22 protein-coding genes and 1 pseudogene are annotated in these 25,069 nt (G+C 33.8%); 13 read left to right on the forward strand and 10 right to left on the reverse strand.

The window, feature by feature from the left end; all coding sequences use genetic code 11:
* The 6 genes from BGO84_RS02000 to BGO84_RS02025 form a co-directional block, all read right to left on the reverse strand.
* A partial coding sequence (locus tag BGO84_RS02000; RefSeq protein ID WP_291027203.1) for a PcfJ domain-containing protein occupies positions 1 to 1,150 on the reverse strand: 1,150 nt, incomplete at its 3' end.
* An 11-nt stretch (positions 1,151 to 1,161) separates the two neighbouring features.
* The gene (locus tag BGO84_RS02005; RefSeq protein ID WP_291027205.1) at positions 1,162 to 1,575 is read right to left on the reverse strand and encodes a PcfK-like family protein; all 414 of its coding nucleotides are present in this window, start codon (positions 1,573 to 1,575) and stop codon (positions 1,162 to 1,164) included.
* A 40-nt stretch (positions 1,576 to 1,615) separates the two neighbouring features.
* Positions 1,616 to 1,948, reverse strand: a complete 333-nt coding sequence (locus BGO84_RS02010) for a molybdenum ABC transporter ATP-binding protein (protein ID WP_291027509.1) — start codon at positions 1,946 to 1,948, stop codon at positions 1,616 to 1,618.
* Between the two features lie 33 nt (positions 1,949 to 1,981).
* The gene (locus BGO84_RS02015; protein ID WP_291027206.1) at positions 1,982 to 2,242 is read right to left on the reverse strand and encodes a hypothetical protein; all 261 of its coding nucleotides are present in this window, start codon (positions 2,240 to 2,242) and stop codon (positions 1,982 to 1,984) included.
* Between the two features lie 42 nt (positions 2,243 to 2,284).
* On the reverse strand, positions 2,285 to 3,289 hold the full coding sequence (locus tag BGO84_RS02020; protein WP_291027208.1) for a fusion protein: 1,005 nt from the start codon (positions 3,287 to 3,289) through the stop codon (positions 2,285 to 2,287).
* A 19-nt stretch (positions 3,290 to 3,308) separates the two neighbouring features.
* Entirely contained in the window at positions 3,309 to 3,545 is a 237-nt protein-coding gene (locus tag BGO84_RS02025; protein ID WP_291027210.1) for a hypothetical protein, read from the reverse strand.
* Positions 3,546 to 4,005: 460 nt separating this feature from the next.
* On the opposite strand from BGO84_RS02025, the gene BGO84_RS02030 reads away from it, so the two are divergent.
* The 7 genes from BGO84_RS02030 to BGO84_RS02060 all read left to right on the forward strand — a co-directional run bounded on the left by BGO84_RS02030 (position 4,006) and on the right by BGO84_RS02060 (position 13,507).
* Positions 4,006 to 6,438: a type I restriction-modification system subunit M gene (locus BGO84_RS02030; protein WP_291027212.1), complete on the forward strand. Its 2,433-nt coding sequence runs from the start codon at positions 4,006 to 4,008 to the stop codon at positions 6,436 to 6,438.
* Positions 6,432 to 8,225, forward strand: coding sequence for a restriction endonuclease subunit S (locus BGO84_RS02035; protein WP_291027214.1), 1,794 nt, complete (start codon positions 6,432 to 6,434; stop codon positions 8,223 to 8,225). The genes BGO84_RS02030 and BGO84_RS02035 overlap by 7 nt, the downstream gene beginning before the upstream one ends.
* 12 nt (positions 8,226 to 8,237) lie before the next feature.
* Positions 8,238 to 11,285, forward strand: coding sequence for an HsdR family type I site-specific deoxyribonuclease (locus tag BGO84_RS02040; protein ID WP_291027216.1), 3,048 nt, complete (start codon positions 8,238 to 8,240; stop codon positions 11,283 to 11,285).
* A complete protein-coding gene (locus BGO84_RS02045) occupies positions 11,275 to 11,982 on the forward strand; it encodes a SprT family zinc-dependent metalloprotease (RefSeq protein WP_291027218.1) in 708 nt (235 codons plus the stop codon). Before BGO84_RS02040 ends, BGO84_RS02045 begins: the two co-directional genes overlap by 11 nt.
* A gap of 184 nt (positions 11,983 to 12,166) precedes the next feature.
* Positions 12,167 to 12,454 (forward strand): helix-turn-helix domain-containing protein, encoded by a 288-nt coding sequence (locus tag BGO84_RS02050; protein ID WP_291027220.1) that lies wholly within the window; start codon positions 12,167 to 12,169, stop codon positions 12,452 to 12,454.
* Positions 12,447 to 12,743, forward strand: coding sequence for a helix-turn-helix domain-containing protein (locus BGO84_RS02055; RefSeq protein WP_291027222.1), 297 nt, complete (start codon positions 12,447 to 12,449; stop codon positions 12,741 to 12,743). Before BGO84_RS02050 ends, BGO84_RS02055 begins: the two co-directional genes overlap by 8 nt.
* A gap of 146 nt (positions 12,744 to 12,889) precedes the next feature.
* Entirely contained in the window at positions 12,890 to 13,507 is a 618-nt protein-coding gene (locus tag BGO84_RS02060; protein WP_291027224.1) for a Type 1 glutamine amidotransferase-like domain-containing protein, read from the forward strand.
* Between the two features lie 61 nt (positions 13,508 to 13,568).
* On the opposite strand, the gene BGO84_RS02065 is transcribed toward BGO84_RS02060, so the two are convergent.
* From BGO84_RS02065 to BGO84_RS02075, 3 genes are read right to left on the reverse strand one after another with little or no spacing between them, the layout of a single operon-like run.
* Positions 13,569 to 13,925 (reverse strand): hypothetical protein, encoded by a 357-nt coding sequence (locus BGO84_RS02065; protein ID WP_291027226.1) that lies wholly within the window; start codon positions 13,923 to 13,925, stop codon positions 13,569 to 13,571.
* Positions 13,922 to 15,142, reverse strand: coding sequence for a site-specific integrase (locus tag BGO84_RS02070; protein ID WP_291027228.1), 1,221 nt, complete (start codon positions 15,140 to 15,142; stop codon positions 13,922 to 13,924). The genes BGO84_RS02065 and BGO84_RS02070 overlap by 4 nt, the downstream gene beginning before the upstream one ends.
* A gap of 11 nt (positions 15,143 to 15,153) precedes the next feature.
* On the reverse strand, positions 15,154 to 16,383 hold the full coding sequence (locus tag BGO84_RS02075) for a site-specific integrase (RefSeq protein ID WP_291027230.1): 1,230 nt from the start codon (positions 16,381 to 16,383) through the stop codon (positions 15,154 to 15,156).
* A 307-nt stretch (positions 16,384 to 16,690) separates the two neighbouring features.
* Between BGO84_RS02075 and BGO84_RS02080 the strand changes: the two are divergent.
* The 5 genes and pseudogenes from BGO84_RS02080 to BGO84_RS02100 all read left to right on the forward strand — a co-directional run.
* A pseudogene (locus tag BGO84_RS02080) lies at positions 16,691 to 16,846 on the forward strand (tyrosine-type recombinase/integrase); the annotation flags it as partial.
* A 51-nt stretch (positions 16,847 to 16,897) separates the two neighbouring features.
* Positions 16,898 to 18,820: a hypothetical protein gene (locus BGO84_RS02085; protein WP_291027232.1), complete on the forward strand. Its 1,923-nt coding sequence runs from the start codon at positions 16,898 to 16,900 to the stop codon at positions 18,818 to 18,820.
* Between the two features lie 166 nt (positions 18,821 to 18,986).
* Positions 18,987 to 19,508, forward strand: coding sequence for a hypothetical protein (locus BGO84_RS02090; protein ID WP_291027234.1), 522 nt, complete (start codon positions 18,987 to 18,989; stop codon positions 19,506 to 19,508).
* Between the two features lie 6 nt (positions 19,509 to 19,514).
* Entirely contained in the window at positions 19,515 to 20,171 is a 657-nt protein-coding gene (locus BGO84_RS02095; RefSeq protein WP_291027235.1) for a hypothetical protein, read from the forward strand.
* Positions 20,172 to 20,249: 78 nt separating this feature from the next.
* On the forward strand, positions 20,250 to 22,061 hold the full coding sequence (locus BGO84_RS02100) for a hypothetical protein (RefSeq protein WP_291027237.1): 1,812 nt from the start codon (positions 20,250 to 20,252) through the stop codon (positions 22,059 to 22,061).
* An 8-nt stretch (positions 22,062 to 22,069) separates the two neighbouring features.
* On the opposite strand, the gene BGO84_RS02105 is transcribed toward BGO84_RS02100, so the two are convergent.
* Entirely contained in the window at positions 22,070 to 22,762 is a 693-nt protein-coding gene (locus BGO84_RS02105; RefSeq protein WP_291027239.1) for a hypothetical protein, read from the reverse strand.
* A gap of 445 nt (positions 22,763 to 23,207) precedes the next feature.
* Between BGO84_RS02105 and BGO84_RS02110 the strand changes: the two genes are divergently transcribed.
* Positions 23,208 to 25,058, forward strand: coding sequence for a DEAD/DEAH box helicase (locus tag BGO84_RS02110; RefSeq protein WP_291027241.1), 1,851 nt, complete (start codon positions 23,208 to 23,210; stop codon positions 25,056 to 25,058).
* Positions 25,059 to 25,069 lie beyond the last annotated feature (11 nt).

The following is a 25,069-nucleotide window of genomic DNA, read 5'->3' on the forward strand; positions in this document are numbered from 1 at the left end:
GCTTTATTTTATTAGTAAGCAGCGTGTTATCACAAATGCTACGCATAACCATATACTGAGCATAATGATGCATCATTTTTCCTTCCAATATTATATCCGCTATGCTCTCCAAGACACGAACACTGATAGTACCATCCGAAAACGCAAGTCCGAAAAATTTACCTTTTTGTTCTCTGAATGAATCTTCCTTTGCAAGTTGCTTTTCAAGTTCGGCTTGTGCATCTGCTTTGGCTCTCTTGATAACATATCTGTCGTGTTCCGCTTTTAGGTCTGTCGGGCAAACGTATTTTGCATTGTGCAGGTCTTTTCCGAAGAATCGAAGCATATCTATATAGTCGCACCAAAGAATAGCATCTTCAATTTTGTATTTGTTGCGGATGGCTATTTTGATAGATTGCCAATAGCTGTCGATATGTTTCCATCCCATATTCATAATACGTTCTAATAGCTTGGTGTAACCTGCTTTGATGAGTGTTTCAGCTCTACTATCACTCAATAGAGTACGGAATAAGTCTAATGGGTTCTGTCCGTACAATGCTTTTTTATAGCCGGTTCTTTTTAGTTCAGGTATCAATTTCTGACGTGGGTATATTTTGCCCATATTCCCAATTTTGTCATAGACATTTATGTAAAATTTGTTGTTACTATTCTCGTTTCTTAGCTCCAAAGGAGTATGAAATATCCAAGAATCAATACAGCATGTCCCCATCGTTTGACGAAGTCGGGCAAAAGTGTGATGCTTCCCATTGGTGGCAATCCAACGTTGCATTACTTCGGAATATGAAAGTTTTGTCGGTTCTCCTATTTTGGATTTATAACTTAACATGATGGTTCGTATCACTTGATAGCCTTTGTGAGCCATGATGATGTTCATATAATAGCTATCGTCAAATGTCCGTTTCTTGGTGGTCTTGGCTATTAGTTTGCTTTTACAATTCGGACACTCACATCCCAAAAGGGTATTGGCTAATTCTCCCATCCCTTGCCATGAGTGACCGCACTTGGTACAAGTAACGATTCCCTGTTCAGTTCTGCGTCCAACATATTGGATAACGTGGTTATATCCCCATTGGATTTGCATTTTGGTTAGCTTGGGCAATGTTTTACTTACTTCTACCACTTGTTTTTGGAGTTTATTCTTTGGTTTCATTGGTCGATATTTTAAAAGTCAAATAGACTTGGTTGGGGATTTAATGCTACTCTTTTAGCCTTCTTGGTTGGCTGTGTTATCTTTCGATAGGCTTCGTCTTGTGCCTTTTGCATGGCATCTTGTCGTGCTTGCTCTTTTTCCTCGGCTGACAATACTACGACATGATTAACTGCTACCTGTGCATTATGCATCGGTTGACCTATTTCGATGCTATCTTCGTCATAGAAATGTACCGCCATGCCGAATATCTCATCATCGTGAAAACCATTGCACCCGCTTTTCTGCACTTGGTTTAGGATATAAGTAACACAATCCTCTAACTTCTTTTCGGGTAGGGAGTAGCGGAAAGAAAAGAGTAAATCTATCTCGGCACGCTTGTCTAAATATGCCTTTATCGTATTTTGAAAATGGTTTGTTGCTTTCATATCTTGGGGTATTGTGGGGCAGGGTTACCGCCCCTTGTTATTATTTTACTTCGATTGTTTTATCAATTCTGCCATATATCATGGCTCGTAAACTTGTTTTATCTACTGCTTTGTACTCTTGGTATGAGCCGTATTGCTTCACGATATAGGTTCTCAGTATCTCGGAGAAGTCAAAACGGTAACCTCTTAATGGTATGGCATTTTTGAAATAGCTGTTGTGATTTACATTTTCAGTTATCCAGTTCTTTTCTTCTCTGCTCAACCTTTCTTCAGCATTTACTTTCTCTCTAAGTTGGTACACTTTAGAGCCTTTCAGAGCATCTAATTCGGGAACATCCCATTTCACAAATTTGGTTGCTATTATTGTTGTTATCATATTCTTGAGGATTTGTGGAGGATTGCTCCTTTAAATAGTTTCATCTTCTTGAGTGATTATATGTTCTTTAGGTATATTTATTCCATAGTTTTGAGCATCCATTTTTAATGATCGTGCTACTTGGGGGTAGTTGGTATCAATCCAATCAAATTCGTCTACAAAATTGTATCTGTCATCTACTCCTATTGCCGTCTCATTGGTCACTAAAACACCTTTAGGGATTGTTATTTTGCCATAATTTCTGAAATCGACGGTTACAGAATTGGCTGTTACTTTTCTATTCTTTTTCATTGTATCTTATATTTTGCATTTATACTTTTTACTTACAATGATTCAATCTAGTCCGAAATAGTATGCTAAGCGTTGCTCCTGCGATTTTGAAAATATCCATCCTGCCAACCTTTTTCCGTTAAAAGTCAGTCGGTTGTTAAATTTTCCTCCCATTGCTTTGAGTTCGTCTTTGATGGCTCTTGTTTCTCCGAATACGGCAACGGCTTTGGCTGAATACTCTACTACCGTGCAACCGTTCTTGCTTGTGCCGTTCTTATCGCTTGGGGGCGGTGGTGGTGTATCATCATTCTTCTTCTTAATGCGGATGTTATCTTCACACCCTGCGATGTAGGCAAATTCCTTTATCATACCCTCACGGCTGTACATGGACACTTTTTCAATTATCCATCCGCTATATTTGCTTTCGCCCAAATAGTACCCTGCACCCATAGAGTATTTCTCCCGATGTTCATAATCTGTGTTGTACTCCGCTAAATAGGCTGTTTCCGCAAAATTGGATGCGTGTTTCCGCATTTCAGAAAAGATGTCTCTTTTGTGCGTTGAAAAGCCTAGAATGACAGTCCGTGTTGTTCTTGATGCAAAGTAGTCGGTTTGGCTGTCGCTCTCATCTTGTTTCAGCCTTGCTACGATAACGCCCAAAGCATTTTCGGGAAGTATCTCGGCAAAACGTTTGCTCCCGATTGCTTTGACTTCCTCCACTCGTATGCGTTCTTTTTCTTTCTCGTCCGCCTCTACATTGGCTTTGGCTTGCGCTTCTTGCAGAAGTATTGCTACTTCAAAGCTGTCTATAAATTGAGGGTTGTCGCTGTCGTAATAGAACCCAATGCCAAACTTCTCTTTCAATGGTCGAATAATGTCTGCTGTATGAAAATATTTTGTGGCTAGGTTTATCAATTTGTAAGTGATACCCCATTGATTTTTTGTAATGTCGTACACTACATAGCTGTGATAACTGTACCCCTCCATTTGGATAACTTGGTTAATCTCTACCACTTGTTCGGCTCTGTCTATTTCCTTGTTTGCACCTAATAAAAATACTTTACTCATAATTTTAATTTTTAAAGGGTTATAAATAATTCAGCATGAGATAAATAAGAGTGATTACAGCACCCAACATCAGCAGGCACGAAAGAATACCCCGAATCACATCATAGAAGAGATACAAGCCCACCAAAGCCCAAATAAACCCTGCTCCCCATAAGGAGTAACCCACGATGATTAAGACTATTTTCAAAACCCAACCTATGCTAATTGGAAGGTAGGTGGTTCGCTGTTTCCTGTTTTTTTCTGCCGTTTGTTTCATAATTTCTGACCTTTTTTTTAACGCTATGCCGTATCGGAGCCGGTGAGGAGTATTCGAGTTTCAGAAGCTTAAAAAAGGGTAGTGTTTAGCTGTGCAAGGTTTTGACGAATAAATACGCTCGCCCGGATAGTAGAAGAAGGAAAAGAGGAAGATTTTTTGTCAAACTCTTTAGGGCTTGACCTTGCTGTCAGCGTGAAGAACACGGAATACCTTTGCGACTGAAATCGAATACTCATTAGGCTCTGATGTCATTTCGCTTAATGGGGATGAAATTATGAAACAGGTAGAAAAAATCCCATTTACTCTTTCCTGAAGCTATCGAAAGAGTATGAAAGTGGAGCTAAATATTTCTTACAAATCACCTCTGTTAATCTAATTCATTCCGTAACTTTGCGGTTTGAAAAATAATATGTATAATTCCATTGTTAGGAGTAGACATAAAATTAGATAATGCAAATAAATGGCAATTAAAAAATCTGAATTATATAGCTCCCTCTGGGCTAGTTGTGATGAGCTAAGAGGAGGTATGGATGCCTCTCAATATAAAGATTATGTGTTAACTTTGTTATTTGTCAAATATATATCTGATAAATACAAAGGGAAGAAATTCTCAGCGATTAAAGTTCCTGAGGGTGCTTCTTTTGACGACATGGTTGCCCTAGTAGGAACTTCAAATATTGGCGATGACGTCAATAAAAAAATACTCAAGCCAATTGAAGAAGCCAACAAATTAAATGAATTTCCGGATTTTAATGATGAAGGAAAATTAGGAAAAGGCAAAGATCTTGTTGATACAGTTTCAAATTTGATTCTAATCTTTGATTCTCCAGACCTTGATTTTTCTGAAAACAGTGCGGAGGGCGATGATATTCTAGGTGATGCTTATGAATATTTAATGCGTCATTTCGCTACTGAATCCGGCAAGTCAAAGGGGCAATTCTATACTCCGGCAGAAGTAAGTCGTGTGTTGGCAAAAGTAATTGGTATCAATACAGACAACTCTACAACGCAAACCACTGCCTATGACCCGACATGTGGCTCGGGTTCACTGCTATTAAAAGTGGCAGATGAATCGGAAAAGAATATAACACTCTACGGACAAGAAAAAGAAATTGCTACTGCCAATTTAGCAAAAATGAATATGATTTTACATGGCAATCCTACTGCCGAAATCATTGCCGATAATACACTCTCTCGCCCGTACTTCAAGAACGAACATGGAAATCTTAAAACTTTCGATTACGTGGTGTCAAATCCTCCATTCTCACTAAAAAACTGGAGCAATGGAGTTTCTATCGAGAGTGATGAGTATTCTCGTTTCGATATAGGAGTACCACCTGAGAAGAATGGCGATTATGCTTTTCTTTTGCATATTCTTAAATCTCTAAAATCTACAGGAAAAGGGGCTATTGTTTTGCCTCATGGTGTTTTGTTTCGAGGCAATGCTGAAGCCGAGATTAGGAAGAAAATTGCAAAATATATAAAAGGAATTATTGGACTGCCAGCCAACTTGTTTTATGGAACTGGAATACCCGCTTGCATCTTGGTATTGGACAAAGAAAATGCAGAACATCGCAAAGGTATTTTCATGATAGAGGCTAGCAAAGGCTTTATCAAAGATGGAAACAAAAACCGCCTGCAAGAAAAAGATATTCGAAAAATAGTGGATGTGTTCAATAATATGACCGAACTACCACAATACAGTAGAATGGTGCCATTGAGCGAAATAGCGAATGAGAAAAACGATTACAACCTCAATATTCCACGCTATATAGATACCCAAGAGACAGAAGATATACAAGATATTTATGCACATCTACATGGTGGAATACCAAAAAAAGATATAGATGGCTTGAATAAATATTGGAAAATATACCCCAAACTCAAAGATTCGCTCTTTGAAGCACAAGGCGACAACTATTATCAATTGCGTGTAGCAATAGAACAAATAAACGATACAATTTTTAGCCACCCGCAGTTTTTAGAATATTCTAAAAAATTGCAATCTATTTTTGATGAGTGGAAAATAGAACGACAAAACCATTTTCTAAAATTAGAAGAGGGAATATTACCCAAACAGGAGATAGCAGAGACTGCTGACTTATTGCTTGCAAGTTTTTCGGACAATACGTTGATAGATAAATATGATATGTATCAACATTTGATGGGTTATTGGGAGGAAACAATGCAAGATGATTTTTACTCCATAGCTATTGATGGCTGGAAATCGGGAAATGTGTGGGAGCGTTTAGTTATAAAAGGGAAGAAGGGTAAAGATGGCAAGACATCTAGAGACAAACCAATAGACGGACTAGATGGCGTACAAGGAAAATTACTCCCGCCACAACTATTGATAGATAACTATCTGGCTACACATTGGAAAACGATTGTAAGTTTTGAAGAAAAGATAGAAGATATAAAGAATCAGTTAGAGGAGTCGGAACAAGAAAATGACTTGGAAGCTACATTGTTCAGTGACTTAGATAAGGTTAATCTGACTTCGGTAAAAGGCTTACTCCGTGATCGTAAAAAAGAGAAAGCTCCTAAAGAAGAAATAGCTATAATAGAAAATTACATCAATCTACATGAGGCGATTGCAAGCATCGCCCGATTGATTAAAATAGAAAAAGCAACCACTGAAACCAAAGTAACAGAAATATACTCTACACTGACCGAAAAGGATATAAAAAACTTGGTGATCAACAAGAAGTGGATGCAACATTTGCAAAAATGTTTAGAATCTGAACAAGAAAATATTAGCCAAATGCTAACCCAACGCATAAAAGGGCTTGCCGAACGCTATGCCCAAACGTTACCTCAACTAGAAGAAAATCTTAACGAGTACGAAAGTAAGGTGAAACAACATCTACAAACAATGGGAATGCAATGGTGAAAACAAAGTTTAAAGAAACTGAAATAGGGTTGATTCCTAAGGATTGGGAGGTCGTAAAGATTGGTGACTCTTTTAAATTCAAGAATGGATTAAATAAAGAAAAACATTTTTTTGGATATGGCTCGCCAATTGTGAACTATATGGACGTGTACAAAAATACGTTCATTACTAATTTATTAGTAAAAGGTAAAGTTTTTGTAAATTATAATGAACAAAAGAGTTTTGATGTTTTAAAGGGTGATGTCTTATTTACTAGGACATCTGAAACTCCTGAAGAAATAGGAATTTCATCTGTAGTTCTTGATAATTTAGAAAATGCTGTCTTCAGTGGCTTTGTTTTGAGAGGACGCCCATTCAATAGTTCCTTTGATATTCAATTTTGTCGTTATTGTTTTTCGGGTACTAAAGTTCGTGAACAAATTATAGGTAACTGTACATATACAACTAGAGCATTGACAAATGGCAGAGTTCTTTCTAATATTCAAATTCCTCTTCCACCCATCCCCGAACAACAAGCCATAGCCAAGGCATTAAGCGACACAGATGCATGGATAGAAAGTCTCGAAAAACTAATTGATAAAAAACGACTTATCAAACAGGGAGCAATGCAAGAGTTGCTAACGCCTAAAGAAGATTGGGAAGAGGTAATATTGGGGAAGGTAGCCCAAATTAACATGGGCCAATCTCCTTTATCTCAATATTATAATAAAAGAGGTATGGGATTACCTCTTATTCAAGGAAACTCTGACATACAAAACAGAAGAACTATAATTCGAAATTTCACATCCTCCATTACCAAAAAAGGAGATTTAGGAGATATTATTATGTCAGTACGTGCTCCGGTCGGGGAGATTGCAATTGCAACATTTAATTGCTGCCTTGGACGTGGAGTTTGTTCTATGAAATACCCAAATCGTTTTTTATATCATTACTTAATATTTAGAGAACAAAGTTGGGGACAAGTTACAACTGGATCTACTTTTGATAGTGTAAACTCTACTCAAATTGAAAATTTTAAAATTCATCTCCCATCATCTCTTTCCGAACAAAACCGCATTGCGACTATTCTTTCTGATATGGATGCAGAAATAGAGGCCTTACAAAATAAATTGCATAAAGCCAAACAACTGAAACATGGGATGATGCAAGAGTTACTAACCGGAAGAATAAGATTGGTAGAGTCTTTGGAGGCTCCAAAAAGAGAAGTCGAACCCGCAAAAGGGCATAACGATCAGTTCAATGATGCGGTTCTTATTGGGACTATGGCTTCGGTCTTTGGTTCTGATAAATTTCCTCTTACTCGATTTAAATACACAAAAGTATCGTACCTTTTGAAACGTTACAAAGAAGAACAAGATGCAGGCTATTTAAAACATGCAGCAGGTCCATACAAACCTAAAACTCGATATGGAGGTGCAGAAAAAATTGCGATAAATAAAAAATACATTGATGTTGTAGCAACCAATTACAAAGGAAAAGAATATGAAGGCTTTGTAGCATCGAAAAACGTTGATGAAGCGATAAAATACTTTGAAGATTGGTATGGTGCTGATGCCTTAAAATGGATTGAGCAATTCAAATTTGAAAAGAATGATAATCTGGAACTATGGGCAACAGTAGATATGGCTATTGAAGATTTGAAAAAGAAAGACGAGGCGATAACTATTGGTAGTATAAAGCAAGTATTGAAAGACAATAAAGAGTGGAAAGATAAACTAAAACGTAGTATCTTTTCAGATATTAATATAAAGACAGCCATCACAAAGTTAGAGACATTGTTTACCTAAAAGATAAAAGCCATGATTAACCCTATCGAACGTATTACTCAAAATAGGATTATCCGCCTTTTTAAGAGCATGGGATATTCCTATTATGGCAATTGGGAAGAGCGTGAAAACAATAGCAATGTAGAAGAACAGTATCTGAAGCGGTATTTGATAGAGCAAGGCTACTCCGATATTCTAATAAATAAGGCTGTACAAGAAACTTTGCAGTTGGCAAATACCAATGCGGGCAATATCTACGAGCGAAACAAGAATTTTTATTCATTGTTGCGTTATGGGGTGAAAGTGAAAGAAAATATCGGCGAACAAAACCAAACTGTACACCTGATAAATTGGAAGAATTGGGGAAATAATCATTTTGCGATAGCTGAAGAGGTAACTTTGAAGGGTAATAAAACACGTCGCCCCGACATTGTACTTTATATAAATGGCATTGCCTTTGGAGTATTAGAATTGAAACGTGGAACTGTTGATATTTCGGAAAGTATTCGACAAAATATTTCAAATCAAAAAGAAAAATTTAACGAGAACTTTTTCACTACTATCCAGTTGGTTTTGGCTGGCAATAATACGCAAGGGTTACGTTATGGTACTATCGAGACTTCCGAAAAATATTATTTGGCATGGAAGGAAGACGAGCAAAATAATGAAGAATATAAACTCGACAAGTATCTGCGAAAACTTTGCGATAAGGAAAGAATAATAGATATAATATACAATGGTGTAGTATTTGATGCCGGCGTTAAAAAACTACCTCGTCCACATCAATACTTTGCACTTAAGGAGGCTCAAAAGTTTATCAAACAGCAAGAAGGAGGAATTATATGGCACACACAAGGCTCTGGGAAGAGTATATTGATGATATTGCTTGCTAAATGGATATTAGAAAACGTGAGCAACTCGAGAGTTGTTATCCTTACTGATAGAACGGAACTCGACAAACAGATAGCTGATACTTTTGAAGATATAGGAGAGAAAGACATTGCTCGCACCCAGTCGGGGAACGAATTGATGCAATATTTAGTTCAGCCTAAGCCTCGGTTAATAGCGTCATTGATCCACAAGTTTGGGAATAAAGGTGATACAGACTATAAAACCTTCATTGACGAGTTACGCAATAATCCGATAGCTACGCAAGGTAATATCTTTGTCTTTGTTGATGAATGTCATCGTACACAGAGTGGAAAATTGAATGAAACCATGAAAGCAATTTTATATAATGCAGTCTTTATTGGATTTACGGGTACGCCACTACTCCAAAAAGATAAGAAGACTACGATGGAAGTTTTTGGGAGATACATACATACTTATAAGTTTAATGAGGCTGTCGTCGATGAGGTGGTGAAAGATTTAGTGTATGAGGGTAGAGATATAGAGCAACGTTTATCATCGCAAGAAAAAGTAGATATATGGTTTGAGGCTAAAACAAAGGGGTTGAATGATTTTCAGAAACAAGAACTAAAAAAGAAATGGGGTACTATGCAAAAGGTTCTGAGTTCTCGCTCACGAATGGAAAAAATAGTTTCAGATATTCTTTTTGATTTTAGTGTTAAGCCTCGTTTGGCAAGCGAAAAAGGAAATGCTATTTTAGTTGCATCAAGTATTTATGAAGCTTGCAAATATTACGAATTGTTCAAATCCAGCCCTTTCAAGAATAAGTGTGCCATTATAACTTCTTACAATCCGCAAACGAAAGATATAACAACTGAAGATACTGGAGAGTATTCTGAAACTGATAAAGAATACATCTATAAAACATATGAGGAACTACTGAAAAATGTTTCGCCCAAAGGTAAGAAAAACAAAACCGAAACCTACGAAGATGACAGTAAGTTGCTATTTGTAAAACAACCTGCTCGGATGAAATTGTTGATTGTCGTATCTAAATTGCTTACAGGTTTTGATGCACCTGCTTGCTCATATATCTATATTGATAAAAAAATGCAAGACCACACTTTATTTCAAGCTATTTGTCGTGTAAATAGGTTGGATACAGAGGATAAGGATTTTGGATACATTGTAGATTATATGGAGTTGTTTGGAAAAGTCACTAATGCAATTGATGTATATACATCTGAATTAGACATTGAAAGCTTCACTAAAGAAGAAGTCGAGATCGTGCTGAAAGATAGATTGTTGATGTCCAGAGAACGAATCGAAAATGCTTTAGAAGAGTTGGAACAACTTTGTGAGGGTGTTGAAATCCCCAAATTAGATCTTCAATATATTCACTATTTTTGTGGAAACACCGAAGTTCAAACAGACCTAAAAGCTAACGAGTACAAGCGTGTTGCATTATATAAAGGAATAGTCGTCTATATTAGAGCCTATGCTAATATAAAAGGTGAATTGGAATTAGCTGGTTATACTCCAAAAGAAATATTGCATTTTGAAGAGCGACTAGATTTTTATCTAAAACTTAGAGAAACTGTTAGAATAGCTAGTGGGGAGACTTTGGACTTGAAAACTTATGAGGCTGATATGCGACATTTGATTGATAATTATATTCAAGCCGAAGAATCTAAAGTTGTAACTCCTTTTAGTGAGATTTCATTGTTAGAATTGATTGAATCCGATATATTCTCTGCAATAGAAAGTTTACCAGATAGTATAAAGGGAAATTTGGAGGCAGTTGCAGAAACAATAGAGAATAGTGTTCGTTCCAAAATAGTAAAAGAGCATCTACTAGACCCGATATACTTTGAAAAAATGTCTCTGTTACTTCATGAGCTTATTGAGCAACGAAAAAAAAATGTAATTGCTTATAAAGAATATCTTAAGAAAATGGCTAATCTAGTACAGAAGATTAATCAAGGAAAAGATGATAGTACTCCATTTTCTATCAACACAATAGGAATGAGAGCCATATACAACTATCTTGGTAAGGATGAAGCATTGACTATTGCTTGTGAAGAAGCTATTCAACAAACAAAGAAAGACGGCTTTAGAGAAAATATTCAAAAGCAAAATGAAATAAATGAGGCTATCTATAACATAGTAAAGGATGAAGAAAAGACTCTCTATATTTACAAAATAATAGAAAATAACAAATATGACTACTGAAGATAAAGATACTTTAGTATTCAATGATATTGAGATTGAACTGACATTCAAGTCTATCAAGAATATTCATCTAAGTGTTCATCCTCCATTCGGCAGAGTAACACTCTCAGCTCCTACTGAGATAGATAGAGAACAACTTCGAGTCTATTTGACAACCAAACTTAGTTGGATTCGCAAAGAACAAAAGAAGATTAGGTTGCAAGAACGTGAACCTCTACATTTGTTTATTTCAGGTGAAAGTCATTATCTATTTGGTAAACGTTACTTGCTGAAAATCACAGAAGCAACTTCTCGTCCAAAGGTTATTTTACATCATAGTAAAATAGAATTAGTGGTTCCCTTTAATAGCTCTCAAGTATATAGAGAAGAAAAACTTTATCAATGGTATCGTAAACAACTTCGAAAAGTATTACAAGACATCATTGATAAGCAAAGTACAATAATGAATGTATGCCCACAAAAGTATGGAATCAGAAAAGTTAAAACCAAATGGGGTAGTTGCAATGATTCAGCCCAAAGCTTGTGGTTCAATATTGAACTGGCGAAAAAGCCGATAGAATGTATTGAATATATTGTCATCCACGAATTAGTACATCTATTAGAAAGGCATCACAATAAAAACTTTGTGACTCTAATGAACAAATATTTGCCTAACTGGCAATTGAGGAAGAAGCTGTTAAATGAGTTGCCGATTTAGCCAACTTGTACAAAAAATCCCATTTACTCTTTCTTGAAGCTATGGAAAGAGTACAAAATATAACTTTAGGTATAGACAAGTACAGCCTAAAGCTACCAGCTAATAGATTGCTTATCTATGCTGTAATTTAATAACTTATATTTGCTACCCCGTAATCATAGTATGAACAAAAAAGTAAATTACTATGGAGATAATGTATATAGAAGCCCGAACATTCGAGGCAATGATGACGCAGTTTGAACTGTTCGCCCATAAAGTGAACAAGCTATGTGAACGTCATACAAGTAAAGGTCTTGAAGATTGGTTGGATAATCAAGATGTGTGCCAGATGCTTAATATATCTAAGTGTACTCTTCAGGGTTATCGTGACAACGGTATGTTGCCCTATACCAAGATTAGCCGGAAACTCTATTATAGAGTCAAAGATGTAAGAAAACTTATTCACGAATTAGAATTGCAACAAAATGGATAATGACATTTTAACAAAGCGAAACGAGCGGGTAAAGAAGTTTTTTGCTTTGCTTGACAAGATGTTGGATAGAATTGAAATTGTCCTGACTTCCAACAAACCATCGCTCTTCGGTGAACGATTTTTGACTGATATAGAGATGGCGAAGAAATTGAAAATAAGCAGGAGAACATTACAGCTCTATCGTACAGAGGGTAAAATCCCTTATTTTCAATTTGGAGGTAAAACCCTGTATCGGGAATCCGATATTCAGAAAATATTGGATAGGAACTATGTTCAAGAACTGAAATAATGTTCAGCATACAATTAGATGATATAGATCAAGCTTCGAATAAATCTTGAAGAAAATATTTTTTCATCGTTTTAAGAAGTTACTGACATACAGTTGTCATATCTATATAATATCTTTGTTTTACAGATAAATTATTTAAGACTAAAATGAGAAAACTATTTTTATCATCGTCATTTAAGGATGTGGCTGATATATTTATGAACTTTGTACAGGAAGACCTGGAAGGGAAGACTATAACTTTTATACCAACAGCCAGTATCCCTGAAAAAGTTAAATTCTATGTAGGCTCGGCTAAAAAGGCTTTTCAGAAAATGGGACTAATTGTCGATGAACTAGAGTTGACAGAGGCAACAACTGCGGAAATAGTCAGCAAGTTACAGCAGAATGATTATATTTATATATCAGGAGGAAATACTTTCTTTTTGTTAGAAGAACTAAGAAAGACTGGTGCAGATAAAATAATAATTGAACAAATAGATCTTGGGAAATTATATATTGGAGAGTCTGCCGGTTCTATGATCGTTTCTCCCAATATAGAGTATGTGAAAGAAATGGATGACCATAAAGTTGTTCCTAATTTGGGTACGTACTCAGCCTTAAATGTAATTGACTTCTATCCGATACCGCATCATACTAACTTCCCTTTTGCAAAGGCTGTTGAAAAAATGATATCAAAATACAGTTCTGAGCTAGACTTGTACCCGATAAGTAATTCTCAGGCAATATTAGTTAATGGAAATGATGTGAGAGTAGAAAGTAAATGATAAATAAACCAGGCTTCAGTATAAACTCGAAGCCTGGTTTTATTGCTTATGACATCCTGTTTCAGTTGAGCATTGCATTTTGAATCGACAATAGAGGCATTGTTGTTACTTCTGGCTTGGTAGATTTATTAATTATCCACTGACGAAAGATATTTGCTTTGACTGATTGCACCCGAAAAGCGATAGCGATTATCATACCCAAACCGTAATAATCGGAGACGATCTTTGCTCCTTCGACTGTTCCACTCATTGACTGATCTCCCATACAAATACCTAATTCCTCAATAGAACGAATATTCTTCTTTGCCGCTTGATAGAAGATTTCAAAGAGTTCGGCGATCTCTGTAATATTCATTCTAACATTTCTTGGAACATATACAGTTCCATTATCACTTATCTTGATTTTTATGTTTTTCATAGCTCTATCGGTTGAGATGTTTTATTACTAATTGCTTTTCGTCGTTCCATTAGCCTGTCCATATCCTCTGATATTTTATCATCAGTCACTTTCGAGTAAATCTGTGTACTCGAAATATTGGTATGTCCCATCATTTTGCTGATACTCTCGATGGGAATCCCAGCCGAGAGCATAAGAGTCCCGAACGAATGTCGGCTCATGTGATAGCTGAGATTCTCCTTGATCCCTAAAGCAAAGCCTATCTCATGGATTTCAAACCAAACCTGATCCCGGCTTGGTAATGGGAAAATAGGAGCAGTATTATCCGTTGTATTGTAAAGTATCAAGATTTGTTCTGCTATTGGATGCAGTGGGATAAATGCTTCAACTTTTGTTTTAGTTCTGCTACTTCGGATATATAATCTACCTTCCGCTGTTTTACCAATATTCTGAGGATAAAGGTTATGCACATCCACAAAAGCAAGTCCGGTAAAGGCTGAAAAGATAAACGCTCTGCGAGCCAGTTCTTGCCGCTGGTAGGGCATTGGAGTCTCCATAATTTTTTTCAGCTCATTTCGGGTAATATGCCGTAATTTAGGAGGATTTTTCTTCTCATACTCCACATCCTCAATCGGACTATTTCTTAACACTTCCTGATCAACTGCGATATAAACCAACCTGTTCAGCCAGCATAGACAGTGATTCACATGGGTTGTCGCATAGCCTAAATCCTTTTTCAAAAAACTTTTGAACGATTCTCCAAACTCTTCCGTAATATCTGAAAAGGCAATGTCATCCATTCCCCGTGAAAGAAGAAAGTCTCGTAGGTTGCTCTGGGTTGTTTTTGATTGTCTGTAGGTAGATGTTGAATTAATCTCCAGCGAGCGTTTTCTCAGTCGTTCACGCTCTACTTCCCCTGCTTGTAAAAGATACGTGGACACACTATTTACTCCTAAAATTATATTTTTGAGTAATTCTGCACTAATAACTCCTTGTTCTTTAAGTGTCTCTTCATAGGTCTGTTCGATGCGTTCCCGAAGTTTATCCAATTTATGATTGGTCGCCCCGTCTCGTACTTTTCCTTTTTTGCTGTTCCAATCGTTCGGTTCACAATAAATTCCAGTTGTGAGAACTGTCTGTTTATTATCAACCGTGATACGGCACAGAATAGGAGTAGTGCCGTCGGATTTTATTTTACTCCGGTTGATGTAGAATAATATTTTAAATGTACTTCGCATAATCGTTGATGTTATAGGGTTAATACTAAATCTTTTGTTGTCTCAATATACTTATCCATATCCTCAAAGAGTTTCTTGGGAGTCACACGGGCATAAATTTGTGTTGTTTTTATGTCGCTGTGGCCGAGCATCTTTGATACCGTTTCGATGGGTACACCCGCTTCGAGCGTAATTAGACTGGCAAACGAATGACGGCTCATGTGATAGTGGAGACGACCTTTGACATCTGCAAGAATCCGTATGCCTTGCATATTTCTTTTAATCGTTCCATTATGTATCATTGGAAAAAGTGTTTCCCTGCTATCGTCCCGATATTTATCAATCAGGGCAATGGCTTCCGGTAACAATTTAATTCGGGCAAGTTGCCCGTTTTTGCCCCGCTTGTATTTGAGCCACCATGCACCGTCATCATCCGTTGATAAATCATCTTTGGTGACGGATACCGTATCAATGTAGGCAGTGCCCGTGTAGCAGGAAAACAGAAACATATCACGTGTTATGACATGTGATCGGCGACGTTCAGGAATTTCTAAATCTCGAATTTTCTCAAAATCTTCCCGACTGAGGGTTTTAGGGGTACTTTCTTTTTGTTTGGGTAGCTTGTAATAAGCAAAATAGTTTTTATCCGAGTTACCTTCTTTGAAAGCGATCTTGCAAACTTTTTTTAGGATTGCCAGATAGTGTCGTAAGGTATCAAGTGCAAGTCCTTTATCCTCCAATACAAAAGATTGGAAGTCCCGGATAAACTGTTCGCTTAACTGACCGAAAGCCAGATCGGAAGCATTAAACTTTTCCTTGATAAATTCGGCCACAACTCGTTTGGTATAGAGATGATTGGGAAGTGTTCTTGGGGAACGATCAACGCCAATACGTTCTTTAACGCTTTCGATATGTTTATCAAATTGTTGTAGCAAGGTCGTTTGTGCGGACATTGCTCCTTGAAATAAGTTCTTGATGGCTTTGGCATCGAAAGGTTGTTTCCGGTCAATGAGTGTGTCGTAGGCTTCGTTGATGGAAAGCATCAACTTATCCAACTGAGTGTTGGTCGTTATGGCTTCTTTACTTTTTCCATTCAAACGACTTTCACGCGGATTCCATAGCGAAAATGTACAAGAAAGTTTACAACTGAATTGTACCATCGACTTGCCGACAGTGATACGTCCCATTATTGGGGTTTTACCCGATTTGTCGGGGCTACTCTTTTTGAGGTAGAGTAATACCTTGAATTTTTCTGTTTTCATACACTTATATTTTTATTGTCCTTTGCCGTTGTTTTGTAACGGCAAAGTTACTTGTTATATAAGTGCTCTTTAGTGCGTAATAATAAGCAAATCAATACATAAGAAGTCTGTTGGTTCGTATCTCGTTACCTGTTTTAATTTAGTAACTGAGCGGTTAACGACTTAGTAACTGAAGTCTCTCTAAGATTTGCTTAGATTCAAATTTTACGAACTTCCTAAATCTAAGAAAATATGCTAATTTCAAGACTGTTACCTATTGAAATGTTGCGATTTACGTATATACCTTTTCTTGTGTTTTTTTCATTCTTCTCGCCATAGCTTTGCCACTGTTTTAAAACGTTCTGGGGTAAATACTTCTATAATTTCTGAATCATTAGGGCATAGCTCTGAAAAAGTTACTCAAATATATCTTGATAGCTTTGAAAATAGTCAGATTGATGAAGCAATGAAAAATTTGTTATAACTTTGAGGAAGAGGATATTTACATTCCTCTTCCTTTTAATTATAAAGAAATATGAAGTCCAAAGAAATAAATAGAATCGTTTTTCATTCAAAGGAAGATATGGCCAGTTCATATCACTTACAGAGAGTTGAAGAACTATTACATAGTATTAAGTTTGAAGATTCCTTTGAAATAAATGATCTCTTAGAATTCTATCACATCAAGTTATATTTTGATAATGAACTATTTCTTCTTAGATGGGATGAAGAAATGAAACAAGAGTTTCAAATTAAGGCTAATCAATTATGGAATATTACTAAAAATTTTTGGCTAACAATTAATGATCAGAATATACTATCCCACGTTGGAAGTATAGAGTTCTCTTATCAAAAAGCATTTTGGGAGCTGATACAAAATTTAGATATCTACAAAAAGATAAGTAAAAATACATTTACTTTAATTTTAGATAAAAATAATAATCATATAATCTGTATATTATTATTCGAAAATATAGTCCGTTATTTTAGTACAGAAATAAGGCTTTTTCTTTTAACTTATAAGGGAGCAGCAGAGTTATTGTTATCTCAAATTGAAGATAAACGAATTTTCAAAACTCCGCAATACCATTTTCCTAAATGTTTAAGCCAAGAGGATAAAGAGAAAATTGTCTTAGAATATATTGATAGTGAATATGCTAATTTAAATTACATTAGATTAATTGAAAACTCTAGGGACTTAAAGTTATCTTCAAAGACAAAACTAAGGGCACAAAAAAGATCATTAGAATTAAATACTAAGATTTTTGAGGAAGGTTATAGCTGGAGTGTTGGAGTTGAAGTCTCAATATCTAAAGTTCAACACGAACCGTCTACACACTCTTATCGAAATAATATATTAGCTGTATCTTATAGTAAATCCTATTTAGATCAATTATCTAGAGATATAGATTTATTTCATACCTTTTCATACCTTTTCGAATTTGTTGATAATTCAGGACTTATTACTTTAGTAAGTAAAGAAAGTGAATTGTCAATATTTGAGAAAATAGGACTTATCTCTAAATATGCCTATCAGACAGGAGTTGTTTTTATCCGTAAGAATCAGTTATCCTATATGCAAACCATAATTTTTGATCATTATCTTAAGGAAAGGAATAATTCCGTTGAGAACTTATTAAAATCATTTATATCAATATTAAATCATTCATTAGGAGAAAACTTTAGATTGAAATTTGCTTCATCATCCTCGTCCTATTTAGAAAAGATACGAACAATTACTCCTGAGTTAGAGTTTCTTGTAAAACAATATAATTGTTATGTAAAAGAGAATAAGATAGATTTTGAATTATTAGAGTTTGATTCTATACCTGTTAGATTTGGTGAGATCTTAAGCTTAGTGGACAGGAAATACATTTATCCAAACGGAAACTCAATCAATGAATTAAGTCACTATTTTTTTTCTGATCAATGTATGCTATGTTATATTGATCCATATAAAAACAAGTATAAAGATTTCTATTCCTTGTTAAACAAAGAGGATGTTAGACTTGATTATTTCGAAAAATATAAACTAGACACAATTAATAAACTTATACTAGAAAATCATCTTTATATTGATAGTGATTCGTATCTAAGAATTAAAAATAATACTATGTTATTTTTGATTGGGGAACTTCACAATGAAGGAGTTCTAAGTTATTGGCATTATAGTGAAGATATAAGATCTGAAATAGATAGAATGATTATTGATGGTTTGATATATTCTGAAAATACTCTTTTCACACAGCAAGAAACTGATCTTTTTAACTACTTTTTAAACAAGAAAGAATTTACCAATGGTTTCGATCTTAGAAATAAATATCTTCATGGAACAAATTCTGCATCCGAAGAAAAACATAAGCAAGATTACTATCTGTTACTGCGGATGATGATTTTAGTCTTATTAAAAATACAAGATGATATGCGGATAAAAGCTATAAGTAAGATTGATAGATAGTTCAGAGAAGGCACGTAAATCTATTTAAATAAGTTCGGAAGTGGCTGAATTAATGAATCTATAAAAACTTATTGTAATTGTTAAAAATACTTCTCATAAAAGAGGAGAGGTATTTTGTTTTTGACTAAATTGCAGAACATAATGCAATCTATAAAATTTATAATCAATGATGTTAGAAATAGGCGGAATGAGTACACTTTGGATTATGCTTAAAAGTGGCCATTATACAATGAAAAAATCTTTAGATGAAATTGGATTTATTCCGAATGTGGATTATATAATACTAGAAAAAATTATTACTTCTCTTAGAAGTTACACTAAATATCAATATTTCATAATTGATAATCACGGGAATAAAATTAATTTTAAATTGGGTGGTTTTGAAATTGCTTATATTGATGAGGATCAAATATCAAATCAAAGGTTTACTTCAAGATTTGTTGAAATATATGATACATCCAAAGATAAATACTATCATTACATATCTAAAATAGGAGGAATTTCTTTTTTTAAAGAAGAACTTATTCCATTATTAGAGAAGTTAAATGAACTGGGAAGCTGGGAAGCATATCAAATATATATTGAATTAGAAGAAACAAAAAAGAAACTACAGAGTCTAAAAAAAGATTATGATGAGTTAAATGATAAATATTATGCTTTAGAAGAGACAATGAATAAAGAAAATTAATATTATATGGCATACTGGAATAAAGATCAGCTTGCAAAAATTGCAAGGTTAAAAGAATACGAATTTGTCGAATCAGAGAAAGAGGGGGATAAATACAAAGAAGTTAGGAAATACGGAATTGCGAAAGAAACTCCATTTTTAAAAGACGTAATCAATGAAGGTTATTTTCACGTAAATAATAAAATATCTAACCTACAAAGGGGATATTATTATTTCATTGATATAAAACCTAAAACAAGTGAATTTAAGTCACAGAATAAAACTATCAATATCGCTTATGCTCTATATAAAGAAAACAAAGCAGATACATACGGAAATACAGTTTTTCAAATAAATGTAAATAGCCTAATCAATGGTACTTCTAATCCATTGTTTGACAATGAATCATTTAAAAACATCTCTGATTTAATAGGTAAACTAATACATATTACCCAAGTCAAGGAAGGTGGAGAAGATACAAACTCTCGTCATACAGCATTTACAGGAGTAAATATACTTACCACTCCCGAAGAAATAGCAGAGTATAATGTACCTCTAACAGAAGAAGATATTGTAAACGACTACCTTTTAGCACAATGGGAATTTGAACAAAACACACAGCCTGATTATCAATCTCAATATGAAAGTTTCGAATATTGGGATGAATCAATGTATTTTGATTAATATTTTTATATAACAATAACTAAAGGACAATCTACATTTTTGTATTCAAAATAAAATATATTTTGTCCTTTTTCTATTATGGCTAAAAAAGAAACTATCTATCTAAACAAAGGAGAATATTTAGAAGGCTCTATTCCTGTAAATGCTGTTATTTATAAAAAGATAACAGGCATAGGTGCAACTACATTAGAAATAGATTCGAACCGTAATTCTATTATAATAGAACCTAACACACCTGTTATAGAAGGAAAAATTGAAAAACACAACAATCTATTTGGAGTATTTGAGGGCATACAGACAAACCAGATTATTGCCTATCTACAAAATGATGCAATCAAATATAAAAAATTAATGACTACTCCCGAATCATTCGGAAAGGTCAAAAGGGCTTTTTCATTGTTAAGTATAGATATGTACAATGATTATTTCTTACTATTTGATGAATGTCATAAGCTAACAAGTGAGATCGATTTTAGGGAAAGTATATCTTTACCAATGCAGGACTTTTGGAAGTTTAAAAACCGTTCCTTAATATCTGCAACTATTACAAACTTTAATTCATACCCGATTTTTAAAAGGCATAATATTAAGGAAGTAATTATAGAACCTAAATACTATCATGCTTTAAAAGTAAAGCTCTATTCAAGTAACAATATATTACAGGATATTCAGCACTGTATTAAAAATATTCCAGATAAAGAAGATAGCCGAATATGTTTCTTTATCAATTCGATAGATATAATAATTGCTATTATCAACGCATTGAATATTAAAGAACAATCAAATATATATTGTTCTAATCAGAGTATTGAGAAACTAACTAAAAAAGGATTCTCAAATATTTTCACTAAAATATCAGACCTCAATAAATACAATTTCTATACAAGCCGTTTTTACTCAGCTGTTGATATAATAACAGATTATACACCTCATGTCATTGTTATATCCGATGCTATAAAAGCACCTCAGACTATGATTGAACCTTTATTAGAATCCCGACAAATCACAGGAAGATTCAGAAATGGTATAACATCATTTACGCATATTGCAGGACTTGATAAAAGTATACAGGCTAAGAAATATAAAGAACTACAAGAATATCTCGAAGAACAACGTAAAGCCTATACTCAGCTAAAGACAATCTATAATTCAGCCACAGAGGACGGAGTTAAACAAGTTATGAAAGAAGCCTTAGAACGTGTTGAAATAAGCAAATACTTAGAAGAAGATAACTCTTTCAACTACTTTATGACTGAAAATCTTTTAGATGCAGAAGCGACCAAATCAAGATATAAAACATGGCAGGACTTTATTTTATCCTATTCTTTTGATGATGAGTTTTTTGAAATAGAAAACCAATATAATAATTCCTATGATTGGGAAACAGATAAATTAAAAATATCCTCTAAAAATGACAGGTTATTGCGTAAAGAGATAGTTGATATATTTTTCAGTCTGGAACTAAATAAAGGTATAGAAACCGAAGAACAAAAAGCTATATTTGAAGAACTGAAACGCAAAGACGAATTTATAGTTGAAATATGCCAAAACTTCGATAAGGAATTTATTATTGATAAAGAGTATAAAAAACAAGCTCTTACTCTTGCATTTATAAAGAAAAAGACCGATGAAAAACGGCTTAGTTTTCCTATAATAGAAGCAGTACTACAATCTTTTAAAATGGGTATTGCTTATACTGAAAAAGAAATAACAGATACTCTTAATAAAATCTATACTATTTTAGAAATCAATAAAAAGGTTAAAGCAACTGATATAAAAGACTATTTTGAAACTACACCCCGAAGAACTATAAAACGTAAAGACCAATTTGAAAAAGGATATAAGCTACTTAAAACAAAATACCGATTGAACAAGTCTAATCAAATTTAATATAGAGATTAAATATCTAAATCCGGATCTATAATAAGTTGAGCCTTTACTAATCTTTTTACAGTTTTTATAAAATAATCAGCATATTGCTTTGCTCTATAATATGTTAAAACCATTAGTATAGAATAAATAATACCTATGACTAAATTACCACTATAAAATGCAATAATCATAGAAATAAAGAAAATTAGATTTAAAGAGTTAAAGAATTCATTAAGTAAATTCCAATATTCAGCGGATGAGTATTTTTTTTCAATCTGAAGTAATGCACATATTGTCCAAAAATCTTCAATATCTTTTTTTTTACATTTATTTTTTTTAGACTTTACTTCTTGTGTTATAGCATAAACTATTCTCTGTTGATAGAGTGTAATTTGAAAAAACATTAAAGTATAATATTGATAACGAGGAAGATGTTCTCCTTTATTCTTTTTTCTATTTTCAAGAAAATTAGATATAAATATATATAGCTTTAAACATCTATAACTTAATGAACCAATGATATGACCAAATAAGTAAATAATGGGTAATATAAATAGTGTTATAATGAATGATATATCTTTTAAAGATGGATATTTTGTAAAAGTATTGGCTATTCCCTCCAATACATTATCATAAAAAATAAGACAAATAGCACCCACAAGTATTAACCCAGTTAGAAGGAATCCAAAAAAATCTCTCAAAGTGAAATTTGTAGTCATTTTTATTTAGTATTAGTACAATCAAAAGTAAATAATAATTCAAGAAATAATTTGTAATTAAATGATAAAATAGAATTAAATCTTATCTAAAACTTTTCATGGTTAAGGACAGAACAACATTCTTATTAACTAGAAAAATGCAAATTGTCCTAATATTTTAAGGTGCCGCTATTTCACTATGTTTTCCCCCTGAAATTCAGTAAATTTGTATATCAAATAAGAGGGAAATCTATATATCTCAAAGTATTTATAATCTTATCTTATCTACTTTTCCATTAATAATTTCCCCTAGATTCAGATTTTTAGACGCAGCATATTGATAACAGACAGGCTATAAAAAGTCTGTCTATTATTTTGCCTTTGTCTTCCTATTTTTCAGATGCTCTCAATGTGATATTGAGAAACACAGCCAGATTAAATTCTTTAATCTATTTATTTAATTAATATGCAAAGTCAAAAATCAAATGAAGAACCAATCACACTAAAACTAACAGATTACATAGATAAAGCTTTTAAAATATTGCCAAATAATTCTTTTATACACAAAGGACGCTGCGGAATTGGCGGAACACATTTAGAATTAAAAACAGATCGGAATTCTATTCTTATTGTGCCTATTAAAAGTATTATTACAGATAAAATCAACTCAACAAATGAATACGGAGAATTAGAATATCCAAACTTGTTTGCTATAAAAGGCGGAGTAAAAATAACAGATATAGAAGAATATTTACAAAAAGATATACCATTTAAAAAGATAATTGTCACCCCTGACAGCTTATATAAGATAATAGAAGCAGCCGAAAACATAGAAATAATAAATAAATTATATTCAGATTTTTACCTAATTCTTGACGAAGCACATTCTGTTATAACTGAATATTTTAGGGAAAGCATGGTTGATGCTTTTGAACTTCTATTCAATTTTAAAAACAAAATTATTATATCAGCTACCCCTTATTACTTTTCAGACCCTCGAATGGAAGAATTCAGCTATTACAGGATCAAGTTTGATGAACCTATAGATAAGATTACTATTATAAATACAAGAAGCATAAGAGCTTGTGTAAATGCATTTCTGACAGGGGAAATGAAAACAAAAGGAAATCTGCATATATTTTATAATTCAGTAACCGAAATTGCAGAAGCTATTGAACTAGCAGAACTTAAGGACTGTAATGTACACTGTGCCGATAAAGAAGAGAATCTGGAAAAAGTATATCAATTTTTCAAACCACAACCGATAAAAGGAGAATATAAAAAAGTGAATTTCTATACTACAAGTCATTTTGAGGGTTGGAATCTAGAAGATATTAACCCTACTATCATTTTAGTAACAGATGTAAATAAACCACATACAAAGGTTGGTATCTCTAATAAAGGAGTTCAAGCAGTTGGCAGACAAAGAATCAAGGAGAACCACCCTGAAACAAAGCCTTTTGCAATCTATCACATAACTAATCACAGAAACAGACTAACATTTAAAACATTGGAAGAATTTAAAGACGAATATCTATTTGATGCAAATTGGGATATGGAAGAATATAACCGCTATCTCGATGCTTGTAAAACGAATAACAGAGAACCCAACAAAGACAAAACCGAATTTGTAAAAAGATACACAACATTAGATAAAGAAATAGGATATGCGAAATTATGTTATCAGAAAACAGACCAGTTTATTAATGAATCTGCCTGTAATGAGGAATTTAATCATATTGACTACATACAGCAAGCTTGGGAAAACTCAGGATTTCAAACAGATGTATTGGAGCACAAACAAACATTGGAAAAGACAATACAACGTAAAACCAAGAAATCTGTTAAAGAAATATTATCCGATTTTGAAACCTTAGACCCCGAAAACCGCAAAAATCAATTTATTACTTTCGCAGACCAAGCTCTTGATAAACTGATAAATACACAGCCGACTTTATACAAAGCCTACCAGATGTTAACCAAAGAAGAAATAAATTCTACTGATTATAAAATGGATGAAATAAAGAAGCTACTAATCTTAAAAGATAATAAAGATGCTGAAATGAAAGTTTTAAAACTTTTACCTCTCACCTTTTCTGTTGGTAACCGCTATACTAAAGACTATATAAAAGCTAAATTACAAGATATATATAATAAAGCAGGCTACAAGAAAAATGCCACAGCAGAACAACTTAAAAATTCTGATTGGTATGATACCAAACCTTGCAAAGTCAAAGATAAAGAGGGAAAAGATAAAAACGGTTTTGAAATTCTACGAATGAATTTTAAACTGAGAGTATCGACAAGACAGGATTGATTCTTACTTAA

It is taken from the genome of Dysgonomonas sp. 37-18 (assembly GCF_001899125.1).
In the GTDB taxonomy this organism is placed as follows: domain Bacteria; phylum Bacteroidota; class Bacteroidia; order Bacteroidales; family Dysgonomonadaceae; genus Dysgonomonas.